Origin of the sequence: Paraburkholderia sp. IW21, from assembly GCF_041321145.1 — a bacterium.
Classification (GTDB): domain Bacteria; phylum Pseudomonadota; class Gammaproteobacteria; order Burkholderiales; family Burkholderiaceae; genus Paraburkholderia.
Genome location: NZ_JBGGWA010000005.1, coordinates 62199 through 84708 on the forward strand (window position 1 = coordinate 62199; position 22510 = coordinate 84708).

Annotated in this window: 12 protein-coding genes and 3 pseudogenes; 12 read left to right on the forward strand and 3 right to left on the reverse strand. The window is 60.1% G+C overall.

Annotated features, from left to right (window positions below):
• Nucleotides 1-41 precede the first annotated feature (41 nt).
• The 7 genes from ACAX43_RS13500 to ACAX43_RS13530 all read left to right on the forward strand — a co-directional run bounded on the left by ACAX43_RS13500 (nucleotide 42) and on the right by ACAX43_RS13530 (nucleotide 9612).
• Nucleotides 42-938 carry a LysR family transcriptional regulator gene (locus ACAX43_RS13500; protein ID WP_370708903.1) on the forward strand — a complete coding sequence of 299 codons (897 nt, stop codon included), beginning with the start codon at nucleotides 42-44 and terminating at the stop codon, nucleotides 936-938.
• Nucleotides 939-1741: 803 nt separating this feature from the next.
• On the forward strand, nucleotides 1742-3316 hold the full coding sequence (locus ACAX43_RS13505; protein WP_370709325.1) for a DHA2 family efflux MFS transporter permease subunit: 1575 nt from the start codon (nucleotides 1742-1744) through the stop codon (nucleotides 3314-3316).
• 111 nt (nucleotides 3317-3427) lie between these two features.
• Nucleotides 3428-3901, forward strand: coding sequence for a MarR family winged helix-turn-helix transcriptional regulator (locus ACAX43_RS13510; protein ID WP_370709326.1), 474 nt, complete (start codon nucleotides 3428-3430; stop codon nucleotides 3899-3901).
• Between the two features lie 85 nt (nucleotides 3902-3986).
• Entirely contained in the window at nucleotides 3987-5510 is a 1524-nt protein-coding gene (locus tag ACAX43_RS13515) for an efflux transporter outer membrane subunit (RefSeq protein WP_370708904.1), read from the forward strand.
• Nucleotides 5511-5586: 76 nt separating this feature from the next.
• A complete protein-coding gene (locus ACAX43_RS13520; RefSeq protein WP_370708905.1) occupies nucleotides 5587-6849 on the forward strand; it encodes an EmrA/EmrK family multidrug efflux transporter periplasmic adaptor subunit in 1263 nt (420 codons plus the stop codon).
• Between the two features lie 29 nt (nucleotides 6850-6878).
• Nucleotides 6879-8465 carry a DHA2 family efflux MFS transporter permease subunit gene (locus ACAX43_RS13525; protein ID WP_370708906.1) on the forward strand — a complete coding sequence of 529 codons (1587 nt, stop codon included), beginning with the start codon at nucleotides 6879-6881 and terminating at the stop codon, nucleotides 8463-8465.
• Between the two features lie 208 nt (nucleotides 8466-8673).
• Nucleotides 8674-9612 (forward strand): LysR family transcriptional regulator, encoded by a 939-nt coding sequence (locus ACAX43_RS13530; RefSeq protein WP_370708907.1) that lies wholly within the window; start codon nucleotides 8674-8676, stop codon nucleotides 9610-9612.
• Between the two features lie 268 nt (nucleotides 9613-9880).
• Here ACAX43_RS13530 and mmsB read toward each other — a convergent pair.
• The 3 genes and pseudogenes from mmsB to ACAX43_RS13545 form a co-directional block, all read right to left on the reverse strand.
• Nucleotides 9881-10764 (reverse strand): annotated as a pseudogene (gene mmsB, locus ACAX43_RS13535) (3-hydroxyisobutyrate dehydrogenase).
• 38 nt (nucleotides 10765-10802) lie between these two features.
• Nucleotides 10803-12329 (reverse strand): CoA-acylating methylmalonate-semialdehyde dehydrogenase, encoded by a 1527-nt coding sequence (locus tag ACAX43_RS13540; RefSeq protein ID WP_370709327.1) that lies wholly within the window; start codon nucleotides 12327-12329, stop codon nucleotides 10803-10805.
• A 91-nt stretch (nucleotides 12330-12420) separates the two neighbouring features.
• Nucleotides 12421-13647 (reverse strand): annotated as a pseudogene (locus ACAX43_RS13545) (MFS transporter).
• Between the two features lie 43 nt (nucleotides 13648-13690).
• On the opposite strand from ACAX43_RS13545, the pseudogene ACAX43_RS13550 reads away from it, so the two are divergent.
• From ACAX43_RS13550 to ACAX43_RS13570, 5 genes and pseudogenes are all read left to right on the forward strand, one after another.
• Nucleotides 13691-14301 (forward strand): annotated as a pseudogene (locus ACAX43_RS13550) (substrate-binding domain-containing protein).
• A 1179-nt stretch (nucleotides 14302-15480) separates the two neighbouring features.
• A complete protein-coding gene (locus tag ACAX43_RS13555; RefSeq protein ID WP_370708908.1) occupies nucleotides 15481-17181 on the forward strand; it encodes a DUF1302 domain-containing protein in 1701 nt (566 codons plus the stop codon).
• Nucleotides 17182-17287: 106 nt separating this feature from the next.
• Nucleotides 17288-18652, forward strand: coding sequence for a DUF1329 domain-containing protein (locus tag ACAX43_RS13560; protein ID WP_370708909.1), 1365 nt, complete (start codon nucleotides 17288-17290; stop codon nucleotides 18650-18652).
• 119 nt (nucleotides 18653-18771) lie between these two features.
• Nucleotides 18772-19878 (forward strand): WD40/YVTN/BNR-like repeat-containing protein, encoded by a 1107-nt coding sequence (locus ACAX43_RS13565; protein ID WP_370708910.1) that lies wholly within the window; start codon nucleotides 18772-18774, stop codon nucleotides 19876-19878.
• Nucleotides 19879-19967: 89 nt separating this feature from the next.
• Nucleotides 19968-22472 carry an RND family transporter gene (locus ACAX43_RS13570; protein ID WP_370708911.1) on the forward strand — a complete coding sequence of 835 codons (2505 nt, stop codon included), beginning with the start codon at nucleotides 19968-19970 and terminating at the stop codon, nucleotides 22470-22472.
• Nucleotides 22473-22510 lie beyond the last annotated feature (38 nt).

Consider the following 22510-nt stretch of genomic DNA (forward strand, 5'->3'; position numbering starts at 1 on the left):
ATTGATAGACATCGTCAAACATATTGATAGAGGAGACAGAGGTGGAGAATCTCGACCTGAAGAGCTTGATGGTGTTTGACGAGGTCTATCGAACGGCCAGCGTTTCGCGGGCCGCGGAGAACCTCGATCTGGGGCAATCGGCGGTAAGCATGGCGCTTGCCAAATTCCGGAGGCACTACAACGACCCGCTGTTTGTCCGAACTTCTGAAGGAATGCAGCCCACGCGTCTTGCCGAGGACATAGTGGGTCCCATTCGCGAAGCCATGTCAGCGTTGAAGCTCACTTTGTTGCATCGCACAACCTTCGATCCGCTTACGTCGAATCGTATGTTCGGGTTATGTATGACGGACATAGGTCAGCGGGTGATGATGCCGCGCCTGCTTGCCCATCTTCGGGAAGTTGCACCCAGTGTTCGCATTGATCTCAGTTACACCTCCGAACACACAGCTCACCAACTGGAGGCAGGTGAAATCGATCTTGCGATAGGCTTTTTGTCGCAGCTAGACGCAGGCATGTATCAACAGCAACTCTTTACCGACAGATTCGTCTGCATCGTAAATCGCGACCACCCCCGCCTTCGCGAAAACAGCGTCACGCTCGAAGAGTTCGAGCGTGAATCGCATCTGATTGTTGCCACGCAGGGAACAGGGCACGTAATTGTTGAGGAAACGCTGGAGCGCAACAACATCCGACGGAAGGTCGGGTTGCGTATCCCGAATTTTCTGGGCGTCGTCTCGAATATCGCAAGCACCGAATATCTCGCGATCGTCCCCGAGCGATTTGCACGTATCGTCGCCGAGAACACGCCGATCAAATTGATTGAATTGCCTTTTGCGGTGCCCACTTACCGGGTCATGCAACATTGGCACGAACGCTATTCTCGCGACCCATCGTTGAGCTGGTTCCGAGCGACCATTAGCGAACTCTTCCGCGAATAACCGCGCAGACGTCAATGGCATACCGTGCGTGTTGCTGGCGCTGATCGAAATTTCGATGCTGGACCATCCACGAGCCGACGACGCAACACCGCCGAGCGAGGACAGGCGCGATGCTCTGCCTTCCCGCTTAACGGCGACTGCGCTCGCAGCGATGAGCGTCAATCGGCTACTCATTTTTTGGTTTGGGCCTTACAGCAGCTTTGGCCCATCACTTCTTACGAGGGTCGTACGACAATTCATTTACGTTACGCCTGTGGAACTTGTCTTGCCTCCACACCACGCGGCTACTGCCAGTGTCGATTCCTCGTGTCGCCACGGTGAGCCGTCTTCTGAAGAGTGCGTTGTCTCCGGAGCTTCGGACCCGATCGTTACCGATCACGCACGTCCGGGTAGGCAACTGTTGGTCGTATAGCAGGTCACAGCTTCCACCAATGTTTCGATTGCTGAGTGTGACAAGGCAAGAAAGAGTTTGGCCATCTACTACTCTTGCCGATTTACACCAGCGGACGGCGACTTCGTGCACCGGTTTTCCAGGTGAACAGATAAGAAGGGTAATCAGCTTCGGCCCTATCGTATTCGATCCCTGGGCATCCAGAAAAATCAATACCTCACTATTAAATAGCTTGCTAACAAATATTAGCCGGCCCTACAATAGCTACCGTTGATAGCGCGCCGGCTAACATGTCTAGTCGCAGTCTTGCTATCTGAGCCATCGGCAAAGTTTCAAACTCCCGATGGGGAAGTACGGAAAATCTGGCTTTTACACGTAGAAGTGACAGCAGCTATTCGGTACTTATGTGCCAGTGCCCGCTGTCCCCGAGCTCTCGCCATCCACACCAGCCCCGAACACATCTCATACCGCCGTGGATCCTCGCAAACGTGCACTGATCACCATCTCGGTCATGCTCGCGACCATCATGCAGGTGCTGGACAGCACGATTGCAAACGTAGCGCTGCCCCATATGGAGGGCAGTCTGTCGGCCACCCAGGATCAGATTACCTGGGTCCTGACGTCGTATATCGTTGCCGCAGCGATCGGAACACCGCTTACCGGCTGGCTGGCAGCGAGTTTTGGGCGCAAGCGCCTTTTTTTGTGGTCGGTCGGCGGATTCACTGTTGCCTCCGTCGCTTGCGGAATGTCGACCTCGCTGGCGGCCATGGTCGCAGCACGACTGCTTCAGGGCATATTCGGTGCGTCGCTGGTCCCGCTCTCGCAGGCAGTCATGCTGGACATCAATCCGCCTGAAAAGCATGGACCAGCGATGGCCCTCTGGGGTGCCGGCGTCACAGTCGGACCGATCCTGGGCCCCACGCTCGGCGGCTGGCTGACGGATAACTACAACTGGCGGTGGGTGTTCTATGTCAATGTGCCGGTTGGAATCGTCGCCTTTCTCGGCATACTGCTGTTCATGTCGGAGACGAAGGTAGCCTCACGCAAACTCGACCTGTTCGGGTTTGCTACCCTGAGCATCGCCATCGGTGCCCTGCAACTGTTTCTGGATCGCGGTGAGGTGAAGGACTGGTTTGACTCGATCGAAATCTGGATCGAGTCGCTAACCGCACTGATCGCATTTGCCTTTTTTCTGGTGCATACGCTAACGATTGAAACCACGTCGTTCTTCAATCGCGAACTGGCGCACGATCGCAACTTTGTGACCGGTTGTGGATTCTATTTTGTGATGGGTGCCGTGCTTTATGCGACGCGCGCCCTGTTGCCACCGCTTCTGCAGAATCTCATGCAGTACTCCGTGGTCAAAACGGGCCTCGCTACCGCGCCCAGTGGTGCCGGCTCGATGATTGCCATGATGCTGGCTGGCCGGCTCGTCGGTCCTCTCAAGCCGCGTAACCTGATTGCCGTCGGCTTCTCGATCGCCGCATTTTCGCTTTGGCAGATGTCGCACTACAACCTCGACATGGCGGAAAGTACGATCATCTGGTCAGGTTTCCTCCAGGGTCTTGGGCTCGGTTTCATTTCGGTTCCGCTTACGACCGCCACCTTCTCCACCCTCACCACCCGCCTGCGCGGTGACGGCACATCCATCTACAGCCTGAGCCGCAATATTGGCAGCAGTATTGGCATTTCCTTTGTGCAGACGGAGCTCACGCGCAACACACAGGTCGCGCATTCGTCGCTCGTCGAACACATCAACGCCTATAACCCGCTCGCGCAACCAGATGCCCTGCCCTCCATGTGGGACATCCACTCTTCCGCTGGACTCGCCTCATTGAATGCCGAAGTCACCCGGCAGGCATCGATGATTGCCTACGTCGATGATTTCAGACTTCTGTTCATGCTGGCGCTTGCCGTTATGCCATTCCTGTTGCTGTTAAGGACCCCTGGGGCGCGAAACCCGGCTCTCGCCGCACCGGAACATTGACCTTCGCGTGAGATCACGATGGCGCCGCGCGACACATCTCCCGGATCAGCAGTCACACGCAAATAGATAGTTGGCTACCTACATTTAAAGGAGGCAGATGCCATGCTGCATATGTCAAGGCTCGACATGCTGCGTCTCGCGGTCAGTAGCACGCTCGTGGGAGCCTCACGAAAATGGCGACGTACCAGTCATGAAGTGCTGGCAGCGTTCAGCGTCTCCGAGGCGTGCGCCACTCCGCTGTTGATCGCCGGACGCCTGGGCGAAGGCGTCCGGCAGGGGGCGCTGGCTGAACACGTCGGCATCGAAGGACCATCGCTTGTGCGGTTGCTCGACCAGTTGTGCGACGCTGGGCTGATGCAGCGTCACGAAGATCCGGATGACCGGCGCGCCAAAACCGTCACGCTGACTGACGCAGGGCGAGCCATTACCGCCCAGATGGAGGAGGAACTGGTGAATCTGCGCGCACGGGTTCTGAAAGGGGTCACCCGGACCGAACTTGAAACCACACTACGCGTATTGCAGATATTCCAGAGCGCGGAGGTCCTGCCGGAACCAACTGAAAGTCAGGACCAGCAAGCGTCCTAGATCCGACTGCCCAAGCCATGATATCAAAAAGACGCCTTTGCCGTTTCAGGGCCACTGTACCCACTTTCCCGCCAAGCAACCTGCAATGAACCTTCAATCACTGTCCAGACCCGCGCTTTCGAGCCGGGCCGCTGTCGCCGCCGCGGTGACAGCGCTCGCCCTCACGGGGTGCGCGAACTACTTCGGTATGAAGAGCGACAAGCAGATCTCGTCGCCGGCTCAGTACGAGTCCACCCAGAGCCTGTCCGGCCAGGGCGGTCAATGGCCGTCGCTCGACTGGGCCAACCAGTTCGGCGACCCCCAACTGCCGAAGCTGATCGCAGAAGCGCTGGAAGGCAGCCCGTCGATCGCACAGGCGCAGGCACGCCTCGCCAAGGCTTCCTCGTACATTGAAAGCTCGCGCTCGGCGCTGTATCCAAAGGTCAACGGCAGCTACTCGTGGAATCGCGAGCTGTTCTCGGCAAATGCGCTCTACCCGCCTCCGTACGGCGGCACCTGGTATAGCGAGAACAACGTGCTGGCAAGCGCGTCGTGGGATCTGGACCTGTGGGGCAAGAACCGCGAGCGTCTGGGCCAGGCCGTGTCACAGGAAAAGGCCGCGGAAGCCGACATGCAACAGGCGCGCGTGACGCTCGCCGCCTCCGTGGCGAGCACGTACAACCAGCTTGCCCAGCTGTACGCTTATCGCGACATCGCCGCGCGCGAAATCGCCAACCGGCAGGACATCGGCCGCATCACCAACGGCCGCGTCACCGCCGGCCTCGATACCAACGTCGAACGGCAAACCGCTAACGGCAACATCGCGACCAGCCAGGCGAACCTGACCGATCTCGACGGCCAGATCACTGTGGTGCGTTATCAGTTGGGCGCGCTGCTCGGCAAGGGTCCGGATCGTGGCCTGCAGATCGCCAAGCCGGCCCTGACCACCGGCGACACGGTCGTGCTGCCGAACAATCTGCCGGCTGACCTCGTGGCGCGCCGCGCGGATATCGTCGCCGCACGCTGGCAGGTCGAAGCCGCGCTGCACGACGTGAAGGAAGCCAAGGCCGAGTTCTTCCCGGACATCAACCTCGCCGCCGGTTTCGGTTTCGATGCGTTCGGCTGGGGCCGTTTCCTCACCTCGGCAAGCCGCCAGATCCAGTTCGGCCCGGCGATTCACCTGCCGATCTTCGACGCCGGCGCGCTGCGCTCGCAGTTGAAGGGCCGCTACGCAGACTTCGACCTCGATGTGGCGAACTACAACCAGACGCTGATCAGCGCCCTGTCGGACGTCGCGACGCAAGTGTCGTCGATCCGTTCGATCGACCAGCAATCGGGCGACGCACAACGCGCGCTCGACGCGTCGACCAAGGCCTATCAGCTGGCAGTGATCCGCTACAAGGCCGGTTTGTCGCCGCAATTGCAGGTGCTGACCGCCGACCAGAACCGCCTTGCCGCCGAACAGACGGTAACGGGTCTGAAGATGCGCCGCCGCGACATGCAGATCGGCCTCATCAAGGCGCTCGGCGGCGGTTTCGACGCAACGCAAACGGGTCTTGTGGTGCCGACCGATGCCCCGGCATCGGCCGCCGCGGCATCAGCCACCACTGCGACCGCCGCTGCAAACTGAAGCCACACCGACGCGCGCCACACTCGCACGAACATCCGAATAAACGACGACGCTTGAGAGAACCCGGAGCACATCAATGAGCACCACCCAACAGCCCGCGGCTACTACACAACCGGCTCAATCGGCCCCGCAGCCGACGCCACCGGCCCAACCGCCGGCGAACAACGGCAAACGCAAGCGCATGATGACGCTGCTCGTCATCGTGATCCTGATCGCCGCGGTCGCCTACGGCCTTTACTACTTCCTCGACGCACGCTTCCACGAGGACACCGACGACGCGTACGTGAACGGCAACGTCGTACAGATCACGCCGCAAGTCACCGGCACGGTGATCGCCGTGAACGCGGACGACACGCAAACCGTGAAGGCCGGCGACCCGCTCGTCGTGCTCGATCCGGCCGACGCGCGCGTCGCGCTCGAACAGGCCGAAGCAAATCTCGCGCAGACGGTGCGCCAGGTGCGCGGTCTGTTCGCCGACGACAATCAGTACCAGGCGCAAGTTGCCCAGCGCCAGTCCGATCTGTCGCGTGCCCAGGACGACCTGAAGCGCCGCCTGACGGTTGCGCAAACCGGCGCCGTGTCAGCGGAAGAAATCTCGCACGCTCGCGACGCCGTGAAGAGCGCGCAGGCCTCTGTCGACGCTGCCCAGCAGCAACTGGCGTCGAACCGCGCACTGACCGCCAACACCACGATCGCCAATCACCCGAACGTGCAGGCTGCCGCCGCGAAGGTGCGCGACGCGTACCTGAACAACGCGCGTAACAACCTGCCGGCGCCGGTCACGGGCTACGTCGCGAAGCGCTCGGTGCAGGTGGGCCAGCGCGTCTCGCCGGGCACCCCGCTGATGGCCATCGTGCCGCTGGGCGGTGTGTGGGTCGATGCGAACTTCAAGGAAGTGCAACTGAAGCACATGCGCATCGGTCAGCCGGTCGAATTGACGGCCGACGTGTACGGTTCGTCGGTGGTGTACCACGGCAAGGTGGTCGGCTTCTCGGCGGGCACGGGTTCGGCGTTCTCGCTGCTGCCCGCGCAGAACGCAACCGGCAACTGGATCAAGGTGGTGCAACGCCTGCCGGTACGGATCGCGCTCGACCCGCAGGAACTTGAAAAGCATCCGCTGCGTATCGGCCTGTCGATGCAAGCCGACGTGAGCATCAAGGACGACAACGGTGGCCAGCTCGGCCAGGCGCCGAACACGGTCTATCAGACCAACGTGTTCGACAAGTACGGCGACCAGGCCGACGCTGAAATCGCCCGCATCATTTCGGAAAACGCAGGTCCGAACGGCGGTTCGCAGAAAACCGGACACGAAGCAGAATCCGGCCGAACACCACAGTAAGCAGCGTCAAGACGACTAAAAGGCTTCTCATGGCTCAGTCACCGCCCCCTCCGGCACCCGCCCCCGAAGCGCCCATCCATCAGCCACCGCTCAAGGGTGGCCAACTGGTTGTCGCCACCATTGTCGTTGCGCTGGCAACCTTCATGACAGTGCTCGACACGTCGATTGCCAACGTCGCTATTCCGAACCTCTCAGGCAATCTGGGCGTATCCGTCGACGAAGGCACCTGGGTCATCACGATGTTCGCCGCCGCCAACGCAGTGTCGATTCCACTGACCGGCTGGCTGACTCAACGCATCGGCCAGATCAAACTGTTCGTCGGCGCGATCCTGATGTTCGTGCTCGCATCGTGGCTGTGCGGGATCGCCCCCACCCTGCCGTTCCTGCTTGCCGCTCGAATTCTGCAAGGCGTGGTGGCGGGCCCGCTGATTCCGCTGTCGCAGGCTGTCCTGCTCGGCTCCTATCCGAAAGAAAAATCCGGTACGGCGTTGGCGCTATGGGCGACGACTGCCACCGTCGGCCCAATTGCGGGTCCGCTGCTCGGTGGCTGGATCACCGACAACTACAGCTGGTCGTGGATATTCTACGTCAACATCCCCGTCGGCCTGATTGCCGCCAGCGTCATCTGGATGATCTACCGTAATCGCGAAACACAAACGAGGAAACTGCCGATTGACGTCGTCGGACTGGCTCTGCTCATTGCCTGGGTCGGTTCGTTGCAGATCATGCTGGACAAAGGCAAGGATCTCGACTGGTTCTCGTCACCGGTCATCGTCGGACTGGGCATTGCAGCACTGATCAGCTTCGCCTTCTTTCTCGTGTGGGAACTGACCGAGGAGCACCCGATTGTCGACCTGAGGCTTTTTACGCAGCGCAACTTCCTTGGCGGCACAATCGCCGTTTCGGTCTCCTACGCCCTGTACTTCGGCAATCTCGTGCTGCTACCACAGTGGATGCAGGAATACCTTGGCTATCGCGCATTCGATGCAGGGCTCGTGACCGCACCGGTCGGCGTCTTTGCGGTCATCCTCTCCCCGATAATAGGCCGCATGCTGCCCTATACAGACGCGCGAAAGATAGCAACGTGCGCGTTCATCGGATTTGCGGGCGTGTTCTACATGCGCACGAACTACGTCACGTATATCGATACCTGGCATCTCGTACTGCCCACGCTGCTTCAGGGCATTCCGACTGTCCTGTGGTTCGTACCCCTGACCGCGATCATCCTGTCGGGATTGCCGCCGGAGCGCATTCCGGCTGCGGCCGGCCTGTCCAATTTCGTGCGGATATTCTGCGGGGCGGCGGGGACGTCCATCGCAAGTACGGTCTGGAATAATCGGACTGCCCTGCATCACGTGCGTCTGACGGAACAGGCCAGCGTCAACAATCCGCTATTCAATCAGCAGATTGATTCGACCCGATCGCTACTGCAACTTGACACGCAGTCGGCCCACGCGCTGTTCGATGCCACCGTGAACAGTCAGGCGGCGATCATGGGGTTGGACGACTTCTTCTACATTTCCACCTTCATCTTCATCCTCATCATCCCGCTGATCTGGATCACGCGCCCGATGAAAGGCGGCGGTGGTGCCGATGCCGCCGCAGGCGCGCACTAAACACCCTCAGGAAACATTCACCATGTGCAGGTCTTTCAAATTTACGCTGCGGGTACCGCGTCAACAGTGCTCTTGCCGCTGCCCGTGTTCCCTTCTGCAACGCTTCCGGCACAGCGTGAAAAACAGCTACAAATCGAGGTGCCAGTCAAATCGCTCGCCAGAAGCAGAAAAACTCACTATTTGACACTTCCTTTACTACGGAGTATCGATGGACACATTGGAGAACATGCGGATGTTCGTTCGAGTCGTGGAAGCAGGCAGTTTCACGAAAGCCGCATCTCTTTTGTCTGTGACAACGCCTCAGGTATCCCGTGCGATAACAGAACTGGAGTCGCGATTGCGTACTCGTCTGCTTAACCGGACGACGCGGCACATGTCGCTGACTGAAGCGGGCGAACGCTACCTGCAACGTTGCGAACAGATTCTCGAATACGTCGGTCTGGCCGAAGCGGAAGCCGCTGGCGCGGCGGCGCTGCCGTCCGGAAGACTTCGGATTCACGGCACCACCAGTTTCGGGCAACATTATCTGGCACCGCTGATCGCGCGCTATAACCAGCGATTCCCGGATGTCCTCATTGATCTGGTCCTCGCACAACGAGTGCCGGACATGATCGAGGAAGGGTTTGACGTATCGGTGGTCGTAGCAAGAGATCTGCCGGATTCGGCACTGGTTTCGCAACGCATTGGCACGACGTGCACCGTTCTCTGCGCTTCGCCTCAATACCTATCGCGGCGAGGTACGCCTGTCTCACTGGAAGATCTGAGTACGCATACATGCCTGCAACTCGTCCTCCCGGATGTACCTTCGGGACAGTGGGTTTTTGATGGTCCAGGCGCACAGGTGTTCCGTCATACGCGATTGACACCGCTTACAGTAAATGTCGCCGAAGCGCTAGCGGAAGCGATTCGAGAAGGTATGGGCATTGGCCCGCTGCCCTTGTCTCTCGCACTGCAGGGTTTTCGTGACGGAAGCCTCGTGCGCTTGTTGGATGGGTACCGATTACAACCCAACAACATCTACGCCCTTTATGCGTCAAGACAATATCTCGACGCGAAGATCAGAACATTCGTCGAGTTCCTTCGAGAAGCCGTGCCGATCCGGCTTGCCGAACAGGAGCGTGAGTTGCACCATTGGCTTTGCATTTGAAGGTCGGCGCACAGCAATCGATGCAGCCAGGGCGTCGTTTGCAGCACTCGCCGAACAGTTGCCAGTCGTGTCGACCGACAGTCCTCGAGACCCGATTTCGCGACTACGGATACTCGACAAACAGGTCCAGTGCATTGCGCAGCGCATCACTGAAGGGCGCAATGAATTTCCTCGACCGGCATCTGGGCATGCCTCGCGACTGACAACGACTGGCCAGTCAGACGAGTGCCTTAAGCAGTATCGCGAGGGTCAACGGTGTTGAGCGGTCTCACTTCTGCCGGTACAGCCGGATTACGGCAGAGAAGTCCTGTTTGCCGTCCCCGCGGCTGCTCATTGCCTGATAGAGTTGCTGCGCGAGTGCTCCCATGAACGCTGGCTGCCTTGCACTTTTTTTGCTGCCTCTGTGGCCAAACCAAGATCTTTCAGCATTAGATCGGTACCGAATCCTCCTGTATAGCCACGCGACGATGGCGCTGTGTCGATCACGCCGGGGAAAGGGTTATATGCGTCTGAACTCCACGAACGTCCGGTCGACGTATTCATGATTTCGCCAAGCACATTCGCATCGATACCGAGCGCCTCGCCCAGTACCATCGCTTCTGCAACACCTGCCATCGTGATACCCAATACGAGGTTATTGCAGATCTTGGCAACCTGCCCCGTTCCGGTATCATCACAATGGACAATATTCCTGCCCATTGTTGAAAGTACCGGTTTCACCTGTACGTAAGCCGCCTCGCTGCCGCCAACCATGAAGGTCAGTGCGCCCGCCGATGCCCCACCGGTACCACCGGACACGGGCGCGTCTACCAATATGCATTCGTGCTCTTTGGCCAGCGCCGCAAATTCCCTGACGCTCGCCGGATCAATCGTGCTCGAGTCCACGATCGTGACTCATGCACCGATACCCGAAAATACGACTTCACTTCCGGTCAGCACGCCCCGGACATGCATCGCCGCGGGCAGCATGGTGATCACCAGCTCGACGTCGCTCGCCAACGCCCTGGGGGAAGCGGCCCCTTTTGCGCCAGCGTCGACAAGCAGTTGCACCGCCCGGGCATTCAGGTCAAAAACCGTCAGCGCATGGCCAGCCTTCAGCAGATTGAGCGCCATGGCACCCACGTTGCCTAGGCCAATAAATCCAATTTTCATATGTTTTCCTCACCTGCGGGTACGCATTGGTTAGCGGGCTAGCGCAGGCTGATCGTCGTGTTCACACCGTCGCTCACGGTGGCATCGTCGAACCAGCGTGCCGTCACAGTCTTCGTCTGTGTGTAGAACTGCACGACCTGCTTGCCGTACGGACCAAGATCACCAAGCGTCGAACCGCGCGAGCCTGTAAAGCTAAAGTACGGAACCGGGACCGGAATAGGGATGTTGATCCCCACCTGGCCAATATCGATCTCGCTCTGAACCTTCCGCGCGGCTGCCCCGCTCTGCGTAAAGAGTCCGACACCATTGCCGAACGGATTCGCGTTAACAATGGCAATCGCATCGTCAAGGGTCGGCGCAGTCAACACTATGAGCACCGGACCAAAAATCTCATTCGTATAGATGTCCATGTCAGGCGTCACGTCGGTAAAGATTGTCGGACCAACGAAATTCCCGTCCTCGTAGCCGGGCACCTTCACGTCGCGGCCATCGAGCGCCAGCGTCGCGCCCTGCTTCACTCCTGACTCAATGAGGCCCAGAACGCGCGCCTTCGCCGTACGCGAAACGACTGGCCCAACGTCGGTCTTCGGCTCGTGACCCGCATTAACCTTCAACGTCCTAGCCCTCTCGACAAGATCAGGCAACCAGCCCTTTGATGCGCCGACCACGATGGCAACCGAAGTCGCCATGCACCGCTGCCCCGCAGCACAGAAGGCGGCACCAACAAGCGCGTTGATCGTCCGTTCGCGGTTTGCATCGGGCAACACGACCGCGCGGTTTTTCGCGCCCATCATCGACTGCACCCGCTTGCCGTGCTCGCTGCCGAGACGATAGACGTGTGTGCCCACCGCCGTCGAGCCGACGAACGAAATTGCCTTCACAAGCGGATGCGTGCAGATCGCATCGACCACCTCCTTGCCACCATGCACTACGTTGAGCACACCCTTCGGAATACCGGCTTCGAGTGCGAGCTCGACGAGCTGCGTCGTCGACAGCGGGTCCTGCTCCGAAGGCTTCAGCACAAACGTATTGCCGCAGACAATCGCCATCGGGAACATCCACAACGGAATCATCGCGGGGAAGTTGAACGGCGTAATGCCCGTGCAAACACCGATCGGCTGTCGCAGCGTATAGGTATCAACGCCACCGGCGACGTTCTCGGCGAAGTCGCCCTGTTGCAGCGTACCGATCGAGCACGCATGCTCGACCACTTCCAGCCCGCGGAAGATGTCACCCTCGGCGTCGGGCAGCGTCTTGCCTTGCTCGGCAGTCAGAGTCTTTGCTACACGTGGCATATGTTCGCGGATCAACGCCTGAAATCTGAGCATGATGCGCAGGCGCGTGCCGATCGGCGTGTTCTTCCACGTCGCGAACGCAGCATGCGCGCTCTTGATTACCGCGTCGACTTCGGCAACCGTCGCGAACGGCACTCGCGCGAGCACCTCCTGCGTGGCCGGATTGACGACATCGCGCCATTCGGCGGTCGTCGATTCGACAAACTCACCGTCAATCAGCAACTTGACGGTTGCGCCATGGGCATTCGATGCCTGGGTGACTGCGTTCATCATGAACTCTCTCTGACAGGTATTGAGGGTGGCTGCCGGGCGGCCGGATAAACAAAAACAGGAATGCGTCAGGAAGGTTGATTACCACGCGTCAGTCGTGGCGCGAACGCATCATGAGCGTGCACACAAACGCGATCACGGCCAGCGCGACCATATAGACCACCGCGTAATGCGGCTTGCCGCCACCGTATGCGAGCAACATGGTCGCGATCATCGATCGCTACGCCACTGCCAAGTACGCCTGCCACCTGCACCGACACGGAAATCCCGCTATAGCGGATCTCAGCGGGAAATTGCGCAGCGAACAACTGCGGTTCGGGTGCATAGAGAATCGGGAACACGACGCCCACACCTAAAACCATCACCCACCAGACTGTCGCGGGATGCAGCGTTTCGAGCATCGAAAAGAACGGTGCAGCAAATAGCGCCAAGATGACGAGACCCGCAAGGAACAGGCGCTTCTGCCCGATACGGTCGCTCACAGCCAGCCCGAGAAAGGCATCGTCACGAGCGAAAGCACTGCGCCTGCCGTGATCGCGTGCAGGATCTGTACCTTGGGAATCTTGAGCTGGTTCGCCGCATAGGCCAGCGCGAATGCCACTACCAGGTAAAACCAGGTATTTTCCGCAGTGCGCGCACCGATGATGGTCAGCAGTTCGCGCGGCTGTCGACGGAACACTTCGAGCACTGGCGCTTTCACGGGTTGGCCCTGGCGCTTCACGCGCTCGAAGTCGGGTGACTCGGGCACGCGTACGCGGATCACCCAGCCGATCAGCACCAGGGCAATACTAGCGAGAAAAGGCATCCGCCAGCCCCACGAGAGTAGGTCCACCTCAGGCAGCGCAGTGACAGCTGTCATCGCGATCGAAGAAAGAATTAACCCGAAGCCAACGCCCGTTTGCGGCAGCGAACCGAAGAAGTCCTTGCGCCCCGGCGGCAAGTGCTCAACTGCCATCAATACGGCGCCGCCCCACTCCCCGCCCACGGCCATACCCTGTAGGAAACGCATCGCCACGAGCAGTACCGTCGCCCAGTACCCGATGCTCTGGTACGAAGGTATCAGGCCAATCACCATGCTCGGAATGCCCATTAGCAACAGCGTGGTAAGCAACATCGACTTGCGGCCGATTCGGTCGCCGAAGTGGCCGAACACAATACCGCCCATCGGCCGACCCACGAAGCCCACGCCGTAAGTCGCAAAAGCTGCGCGCGTGCCAAGTATCGGTTCCAGCGCGGGGAAGAAGACCTTGTTGAAAACGAGCGCGGCAGCGGTGCCGTACAGAAAAAAGTCATACCACTCAATCGTGGTGCCAGCCATGCTGGCCCAGGCATGTGCGGATTGGTTCGACCGAAGGATTCGGATGTTTTTTCTATCCCCGCAAATTGCCCGCTTTACTGCCAGGCATCGCGACATCTCCATTGACGTCCTCCCGGTGCCCCACTTTGTCAGCCTCTCCAAGCGTGAAGCTGATATGGCCATTACGCTCGAACGTCCCGATCGCGGCAAATACGTTTTCACGCGACTCTGCGACTACCACCTCAGACTATATGCACACGCGATTACGTCCTGCGCCACGAACCCGTGCATTGCATCGCCGATCTGCGCCACCATGCATTCATCGATTATGTCGGGGATCTCGCCGTCAGCCACGAACTGCTCTATCTGAACAGGACGATTCCAGATGTGACCGCGCGCTTGTGCAGCACCAGTGTCATCGCGCAGTATTACGCCACGCTGCAAGGCAACGCGCTGGCCATTCTGCCGTGCTTCATGGCTGCCCCTAATCCTGCGCTTGTTCCGATATTGCTCGACGAAGTGGTGGTCACGCGACAGTTCTGGCTCAGCAGTCGGGAAGACCTCCGCAAGCTGCGACGGATCACCGTGCTATGGGACTACCTGCGCGCAGCAGCGGATGCGAATCGGTCGCTACTCCTCGGAGACTCAACTGAATTGAAGTACGTCGACCCCTGACAGGGTATTGCAGCCGACTATGCAGATCGTGACTCCCTGATGCTGCGTGTCCACGTGGACAGGTAGCATCGGTGAATCATGCGCTCGCTGCCAGGGCGTCGAAAATTGACCGGTTACGTGGAGCCCGCTGCTTCGATCACTGCATCACAAAGCGGATCGCCAGGCGGATGCATCGACACTTTCAACGGACCGCCCGGGATCAGGATTTTGCCGATGCCGCGCGACATGTGGATCAGCACGCGACGACCGACGGCCCGCTTTCGGACAGCAGCACGGACACACCCGACTCTGCCGACAAACGGTCGGCCAGCACACGGGGCGCCGACCGTGTTCCAGCAATGACATAGTCGTAATGCTCACGGAAACCATCGACGGTTCCTGTAACAGGTTCACGGTTTCGTCTGTTGCCGGCAGGCGTGCCGTTTCACGCTCACACGGACAATTTCAGAATCATTGTGAACACATATCTCCAATGTGTATCGAACTTTGTGGAATCGTCCGGGTACCTCTGAAGGTTGGACTCACGGAGCCCCGGCGAGGCCGGGTAACTCCTGATGGCGGACAAGTTGAACAGGTTCGATTCTGGTGATCAACTTAAGAGAACGCCAGTGAACAGTCCGACTGGCCAGCGTTACCTCCCCACTGTCGAGCATGCGATCCCCACGCCTCATCACCCGTCCTGCTGCCTATTCCGTGCGTCGACCTGTCGATGCCTTGCGCCGAGTTGCGCTCTATGTGGTCTCTGCGCGCTTGTATCCGATGCTCACCGTTGCCCTGAATGCCTTGTCAGAAAAGGATCCGATCAAAAGTCCCAAACCCTTGACCTTGCCTGATGGCGCTCCTTTCACCTGCGGAAATGACTTGATTCTCCGTCGTCTGACGCTACGCCACGCCGCGTTATTATCCCCATTACCCAAGTGGATATGAACACCTTTGTTGAATTTGTATCGAATAAGGGAAAACGAGAGAGTCAGAGTCGAAATTCTATCTATAGAATTCAATTCCGAATCCAGGCGAATCTAACGAGTCCCGACGAGCAGACTGCACAGAGTTGAACACTGTGTGTAATTCCCTGGGCGGCAGCGTGGAACCCACGAGGCCAGCAGCACCGTGCCGTCACCAGCGTCAAACAAAAACCCAGCCCCGCCGGGGAGCTACGGAGACAAGGAGATGAAGGGAATGAGCAGCTGCGCCAGATTCAATAAAAACCGGATGAGCCTCGGTATCGCGATGGCTCTGGGATGCTGGGCCGTATCGGCCAACGCCGTGCAACTCAGTTCGAACCCCGATCTGAACATCAATTGGGACAACACGATCAGCTATAACCTGGGCATGCGCGCGCAGGGCATCAACGACTCGATCGGCAACAACCCGCTCTACAGCGAATCGGATTACAAGTTCAGGCACGCAGGTGACATCGTGACCAATCGCGTGTCCGACCTGAGCGAACTGGATGCGATCTATCAGGATAAATTCGGTTTCCGCGTGAGCGCCTCACTCTGGAAAGACTTTGCGTACGGCGGCGGCGTGAACAACAACCCGGGCATGGCCTACCCGGGCGTGCCTTATTCGAGCCTGAACTCGTATAGCGGCAACCACTACAGCAGCTATACCGAGCGCTATTACCAGCAAGGCGCGGATCTGCTGGATGCGTTTGTGTTCTACAAGTTCGAGATCAACGGCCAGCCAAGCGCCATTAAAGTCGGCCGTCTGACCCAGTATTGGGGCAATGCGCTGATCTTCGGTACCGAAGGCATCAACTACGGCCAGAACGCCTCGGACAACATCAAGGGCGCAGCCTCACCCGGCACGCAGGCCAAGGAACTGGCGATTCCACGTGCCCAGATCCTTTTCGAAACCCAGCTCACGCCGACGGTCGGACTCGCCGCGCAGTATTTCGCGGAATACATGCCGACCCGCCTGCCGGAAGGCGGCACGTATCTCGGCACGGTTGGCTTCGGTTTCCAGGGGCCGAATCTGCTCGAGGGCGCTGTGCCGCGCGGTGCCGACGTGATGCCGAATAACGGTTTTCATAACGACTACGGCGCCAAGGTCACATGGGCGCCGCAATGGCTAGGCGGCACGTTCGGCTTCTATTACCGCAATCTGACGGAAACGCAGCCGTGGGTACTGCTGGGCGTGAACCCGGCAACCGGCGCGACCAACTATCACCTGGCCTATGGCTCCGACGTGAAGCTGTACGGCTTCAGTCTCGACCGGCAGATTGGCGACTTCAGCACAGGCTTCGAAGTGTCATACCGGCATAACACCGCGTTGAACAGCGGCACCGGCCCGCTGGCGAGCGACCTGAGCGGCCAGCAAGGCGCACGCGGCGACGTCGTCAACGTCATCGGTAACGTGTTGGCGGGCTTGTCGCGCACGCCGTTCTGGAACACCGGTAGCGCGCTAGCTGAAATCGCTTTCACGCAGAAGGTCAAGACTACCAGCAACGGCGCGCTCTACAACGGCGTGGGCAATTCGGCCGAATGTCCGAGCGGCAGCAAATGGGCCGGCTGCTCGACCAACAATTCGGTGGCGCTGGCCGTGCAATTCGATCCGCAATGGCTGCAGGTATTCCCGGGCGTCGACATCGACGCGCCGATGTTCATCCAATATGGCCTGTGGGGCAACACGCCGAGTCTGGGTGGCACCAATCAGGGTTCGATGATCTACACCTTCGGTCTGCACGCATTGATCCAGAACAAATACAACGTCACGCTGCAATACAACGGCTATCACTCGCACGCAGGCGGCCAGACCAACTTCGGTCTCGCCAACGGTTTGCCGAGTGGCGGGCCTTCGTATTACGCAACAGGCAACGGTCCGGTTTTCTACAACGACAAGAATTGGGTTTCACTCACGTTTTCTTCTTCATTCTGACGGGCGACGGTCGCGCCCGCTTTCTGTCGCGGACGCCCTCACGGGCGCCGGATAAAAAGCCGTCTCGCACCAGCTGGTTTTTCTGACACACATTCTGGAGACAAGCATGAAACTCGCAATGGTACTGGCAACGGTGGCGACGGCAGTTGCCGCCAGTGGGCCTGTGCTCGCGGCGGTCAGCGCCGACGAAGCCAAAGAGCTGGGCGGCAAGCTCACCGAATTCGGCGCACAGAAAGCCGCCAACGCGGACGGTTCGATTCCTGCCTACACTGGCGGCGTGAAGGATCTGACCATCCCCGCCGACTTCAAACCCGGCAGCGGCCGCTATCCCGATCCGTTCAAGGACGACAAGCCGATCGAATCGATCACCAAGGCCAATCAGGCCAAATTCGCCGATGTATTGACGCCTGGCACCAAGGCGCTGCTCGACCGTTTTCCGGGTTTTCGCGTCGACGTCTACAAGACCCGGCGCACGATGGCCTATCCGGACTGGGTGCTGAAGAACACGGTGAACTGCGCGACCACGGCGAAGCTCGTCGGCAAGATCAAGGGTGACGGCGTGGAAGGCGCATTCGGCTGCATCCCGTTCCCGATCCCGAAAGACGGCTATGAAGTGATGTGGAATCAGAACATGCGCTATCAGGGCGTGCGCACCGATTTCCGCTTCCGCACGATCTTCGTGGACGAAGCCGGCCACAAGACGCTGATGGGCGATCAGGAATCGAAGTTCATCTATCCGTTCTACGACCGCAACGCGACCAAGTTGAACGACGTATTTTTCCGCCTGACCTACACGAATTTCTTCGGCCCCTCCTCGCAAGTCGGCCAGTTGTATCTGGCGAAATACAGCGTCAATAACGGCGACCAGGACGATACCACCTGGATTTATATGCCGGGTCAGCGGCGTGTGCGCGTGGCACCCGAACTCAAGTACGACACGCCGATGGCCGGTATCGGCGGCACTCTGCTGTTCGACGAAATCGGCGGCTTCCAGGGCCGGATGGACCGCTTCGATTTGAAGCTGGCGGGCGAGAAGGAAATCATCGTGCCCTACAACAACTATCGCGCGTATCAGTCGCCGAATCTGGTGGGCGACAAGTTCGCCAATCCGGACGTCGTGCGCTGGGAGAAGCACCGGGTGTGGGTCGTCGAGGCGACTCTCAAGCCGGGTCAGCGTGATGTCTACAGCCATCGCACGTATTACATCGACGAAGACACGTGGCTGATCGTGGCGTACGACGCGTACGACCAGAGCAACGCGCTCTACCGCACGGCCTATACGCTGGACATCATTCCCTACGACAAGCCGCGCGTCGGCCAGCCGATTCAGGTCGTCTACGACCTGACCAAGGGCAACTATGCGGTGATCGCGGACCAGGGCGATCCGGTCACCCACATGATCCCGTACGACGAATTGCCGAACCAGGCGTACTACACGCCGCAAGCGCTGCAAAGCGCGGGCGTGCGCTAAACGGCACGGCGCGCGCTCGCCGGAACCGGGCACCGATCCGGCGAGCGCGCTGCCTGCACGGTCGAAGAATGGTCAATACGTTGCTGATGCATTGGCAACCTGTGTGCGGAGACTTACCCATGACTTTCCGGTCAGTGCAATGTCTGACGACCATTGTCGCGGCGCTCGCGAGTGCTGCCTCGCTCGCCGCGACGGCCAGCGCGGAGCCGCCGGCGGCCCACGCGGCGCACTTTGTCGATCCGCTCGACGCGCCCGCCGACACCGTCGTGTCACCCGCCACCCGGCCGATGACCGCCGTGGCGAGCGCGGGTCAGCGCCTCATCGGTGTCGGCCAGCGGGGCGTGATCGTCGTATCCGACGACCACGGGCATAACTGGCGCCAGGTCCCCAGTCCGGTGCAAAGCGATCTGACTGCGGTGACCTTCCCCACACCGTCGCGAGGCTGGGCGGTCGGCCACGACGGCGTGATTCTACATACCTCGAACGGCGGCACGAGTTGGAGCAAACAGCTCGACGGACGCATCTCCAACGAGCGCTTCGTCGCCTATTACCGGGAAGCCGTGGCACGCGGCGACGCGAATGCCTCCGCATATCAGAAGCAGGAAGAAAACAACGCCAAAGCGGGGCCGTCACTACCCTATCTCGATGTCTGGTTCGACAACGCCATGCAGGGCTATGCGGTCGGCTCGTTCGGTTCGTTCGCCACGACAACCGATGGCGGCAAAACCTGGCAGCCCGGCCTCGAACACATCGACAACCCGGACTTCCTGAATCTGAACGCGATTCGCGGAATTGGCGGCGAGGTGTACATCGCGGGAGAACGCGGCACCGTATTCCGGCTCGATCGCGCGAGCGGCCAGTTCAAGCGGCTGCAATCGGGCTATAGCGGCAGCTTCTTCGGCATTGTCGGTAACGACCAGCGGCTCTTTGCCTTCGGCCTGCGCGGCACCGTTTATCAGAGCTCCGACCAGGGCACGAGCTGGCAAAAAGCCGACACCGGTACGGATTCGACGCTTAACGGCGCCACCGTGCTCGGGGATGGCCGCATCGTGATCTGCGGCAGCCGCGCGACGCTGCTGGTCGCCGATCCGGTTAGTGGCGCTTTCCAGCGCGTCTCGGCCGATACGCCGATGCTATTCGCAGGCATCGCCGCGGACGGCACGGATCGCGTCGCGCTCGGCGGTTCGAGCGGCATGAGCGTCGAGGCGATTGGTGCACGGCGCTGAGCCGGACAGGCGCACGCAGCACGGCAAGTGCAGTAAGCGTGCAGCGGGCGCACAAACGCCATTGAATTGCATCACTACAGGTATTCAACATGGATAACCCATCCGATCAGTCCGCAGCGAAAGATCAACCGCAACCGGCGCAACCCTTCGACCGCCGTTCCGGCGGTCCAGTCGAGCGGCTGATTTTCAATCATCGCGCGCTCATCGTGATTGTCTGCGTGCTGTTGACGGCGCTGTTCGGCGCCCGCGCCGGGCATCTGGAAGTCAACGCGAACTTCCTGAACATGATTCCGCAGTCGCACCCGTTCGTGCGCAACTATCTCGACAACGCCGCGTCATTGCGCGCGCTCGGCAATTCGCTGCGGATTTCCGTGGAGAACACCAACGGTTCGATCTACGATGCCGACTATCTGCGCACGCTGCAGAAGATCAACGACAAAGTGTTCCTGATGCGCGGCGTGGACCGCGCCTACATGAAGTCGCTGTGGACGCCGTCGGTGCGCTGGACCGAAATCACCGAAGACGGCTTTCGCGGCGGTCCCGTGATGCCCGAAGCCTACGACGGCTCCACGACAAGCCTCGACGAACTGCGCCGCAACGTGGCACGCGCCGGCATCGGCGGCTCGGTCGTCGCCAACAACGAGCGTTCCAGCGTGGTGTTCGTGCCGCTGCTCGACAAGGACCCCGCCACCGGCGCACCCCTGAATTACCGCGAGCTCTCGCACGATCTGGAAAAGCAGATCCGTTCGCTTGAAACCCCCAACGTCAGGATTCACATCGTCGGCTTCGCGAAGCTCGCGGGCGATCTGATCGATGGTCTCGACGGCGTGTTGATCTACTTCGGCATTTCCGCACTGATCGCCGCGCTCGCGCTCTATGCGTACACGCGCTGTCTGCGCAGCACGGGGCTGGTCGTGCTGTGTTCCGCCGCCGCGGTTATCTGGCAGCTCGGCATCGTGCAGTGGCTCGGTTTATCGATCGACCCCTATTCGATTCTCGTGCCGTTCCTTGTCTTCGCGATCGGCGTCTCGCACGGCGCGCAGAAAATGAACGGTATTACCCGTGACGTCGCACGCGGCGTACATCGCTATGCCGCCGCCCGCCATACGTTCCGGCGCCTGTTTCTCGCCGGCCTGACCGCCCTCCTCGCCGACGTGGTCGGCTTCGCGGTGCTGATGATCATCGACGTACCGGTGATTCGTAATCTCGCGCTCGCCGCCAGCATCGGCGTGGGGGTACTGATCTTCACGAACCTCGTGCTGCTACCCGTGCTGCTGTCATACACGGGCGTGAGCCGGTCCGCGGTGCGCCGCGCGCGCCTGGGCGCCGATCCGCAAGCGAAACGCGGCTTCGTGGTGCGCAGCTATCAGGCCTTCGACCGCTTTTCCACCCGCCGCTGGGCCACTGGTGCAATGGCCGGCGCGCTGGTGCTGTTCATCGGCGGTTTTGCGATCAGCACGCATCTGCAGGTGGGCGACCTGGATTCAGGCGCGCCCGAACTGAAAACGAATTCGCGCTACAACCGCGATAACGCGTTCGTCAACCAGCACTACAACCTGTCGAGCGATGTCTTCGCAGTGATCGTCAAGACGCCGGCCGGTGGTGTGGAAAGCTTCCCGACGTTGACCGAGATGGACCGCCTCGAAGCAAAGCTGCGCGAGACTGAAGGCGTGCGCGGCACGGTGTCGGCAGCCAGCGTGGTCCGGCAGTACACGGCCGGCAACTTCGAAGGCTCGCCCAAGTGGCTGACCGTGAACCGTGATCCGTTCGTCTCCGGCGACGCATTTTCCAACGTAGTGGTGGCCATGCCCGAGCTGACCAACGCCGACCGCACGGTTGCCCCGCTACTTGTCTTCCTGAGCGACCACAAGGCCGAGACGCTGACGCGCGTGGTTCACGTGGTGAACGATTTCGCCGCGGCTCACGACACACCCGAGCGGCATTTCCTGCTTGCCGCTGGTTCAGCGGGCATCGACGCTGCGACCAATATCGTTGTCGAGCAGGCCAATCGCGAGATGCTGTTACTGGTCTACGCGTCGGTGGCGATCCTCTGCTTCATTACCTTCCGTACGTGGCGCGCGGTGGTTGTCGCGCTGATTCCACTGATGCTCACCTCGGTGTTGTGCGAAGCATTGATGGTGCTGCTCGGCATCGGCGTGAAGGTCGCCACGCTGCCGGTGATCGCACTCGGCGTCGGGATCGGCGTCGACTACGCACTGTATCTGCTCTCCGTGCAACTCGCGCGGCAACGCGCTGGCGCCACGCTGCGCGAAGCCTATCGCGACGCGCTGATGTTCACCGGCAAGGTCGTGATGCTGGTCGGCTTCACGCTCGCGGGCGGCGTCGTCACGTGGGTCTGGTCGCCGATCAAATTCCAGGCCGACATGGGCATCCTGCTCACCTTCATGTTCCTGTGGAACATGGTCGGCGCCCTGGTGCTGATTCCAGCGCTCTCCTATTTCCTGCTGCGGCCAAAAGCCGAGCAGCTGCGCGGCGGCTCCGGCGCCGGGCCTGCCGAGGCCACGCCAACCGCGAACGCCGCCTCGGCCACCCGCCTGCACACCGCCGCGCCAGTGGCCCGCCAGGAGTCCTGACAAGCTGTTCATCCAACACTCTTTGGAGATTCACCGAT

Excerpts from the sequence above, each read along its gene's own strand:
- ACAX43_RS13540 (WP_370709327.1), bottom strand. The coding sequence starts at position 12,329 with ATGAACGCAGTCACCCAGGCATCGAATGCCCATGGCGCAACCGTCAAG.
- ACAX43_RS13510 (WP_370709326.1), top strand. The coding sequence starts at position 3,428 with ATGTCAAGGCTCGACATGCTGCGTCTCGCGGTCAGTAGCACGCTCGTG.
- ACAX43_RS13530 (WP_370708907.1), top strand. The coding sequence starts at position 8,674 with ATGGACACATTGGAGAACATGCGGATGTTCGTTCGAGTCGTGGAAGCA.
- ACAX43_RS13560 (WP_370708909.1), top strand. The coding sequence starts at position 17,288 with ATGAAACTCGCAATGGTACTGGCAACGGTGGCGACGGCAGTTGCCGCC.
- ACAX43_RS13565 (WP_370708910.1), top strand. The coding sequence starts at position 18,772 with ATGACTTTCCGGTCAGTGCAATGTCTGACGACCATTGTCGCGGCGCTC.
- ACAX43_RS13515 (WP_370708904.1), top strand. The coding sequence starts at position 3,987 with ATGAACCTTCAATCACTGTCCAGACCCGCGCTTTCGAGCCGGGCCGCT.
- ACAX43_RS13555 (WP_370708908.1), top strand. The coding sequence starts at position 15,481 with ATGAGCAGCTGCGCCAGATTCAATAAAAACCGGATGAGCCTCGGTATC.
- ACAX43_RS13520 (WP_370708905.1), top strand. The coding sequence starts at position 5,587 with ATGAGCACCACCCAACAGCCCGCGGCTACTACACAACCGGCTCAATCG.
- ACAX43_RS13525 (WP_370708906.1), top strand. The coding sequence starts at position 6,879 with ATGGCTCAGTCACCGCCCCCTCCGGCACCCGCCCCCGAAGCGCCCATC.
- ACAX43_RS13570 (WP_370708911.1), top strand. The coding sequence starts at position 19,968 with ATGGATAACCCATCCGATCAGTCCGCAGCGAAAGATCAACCGCAACCG.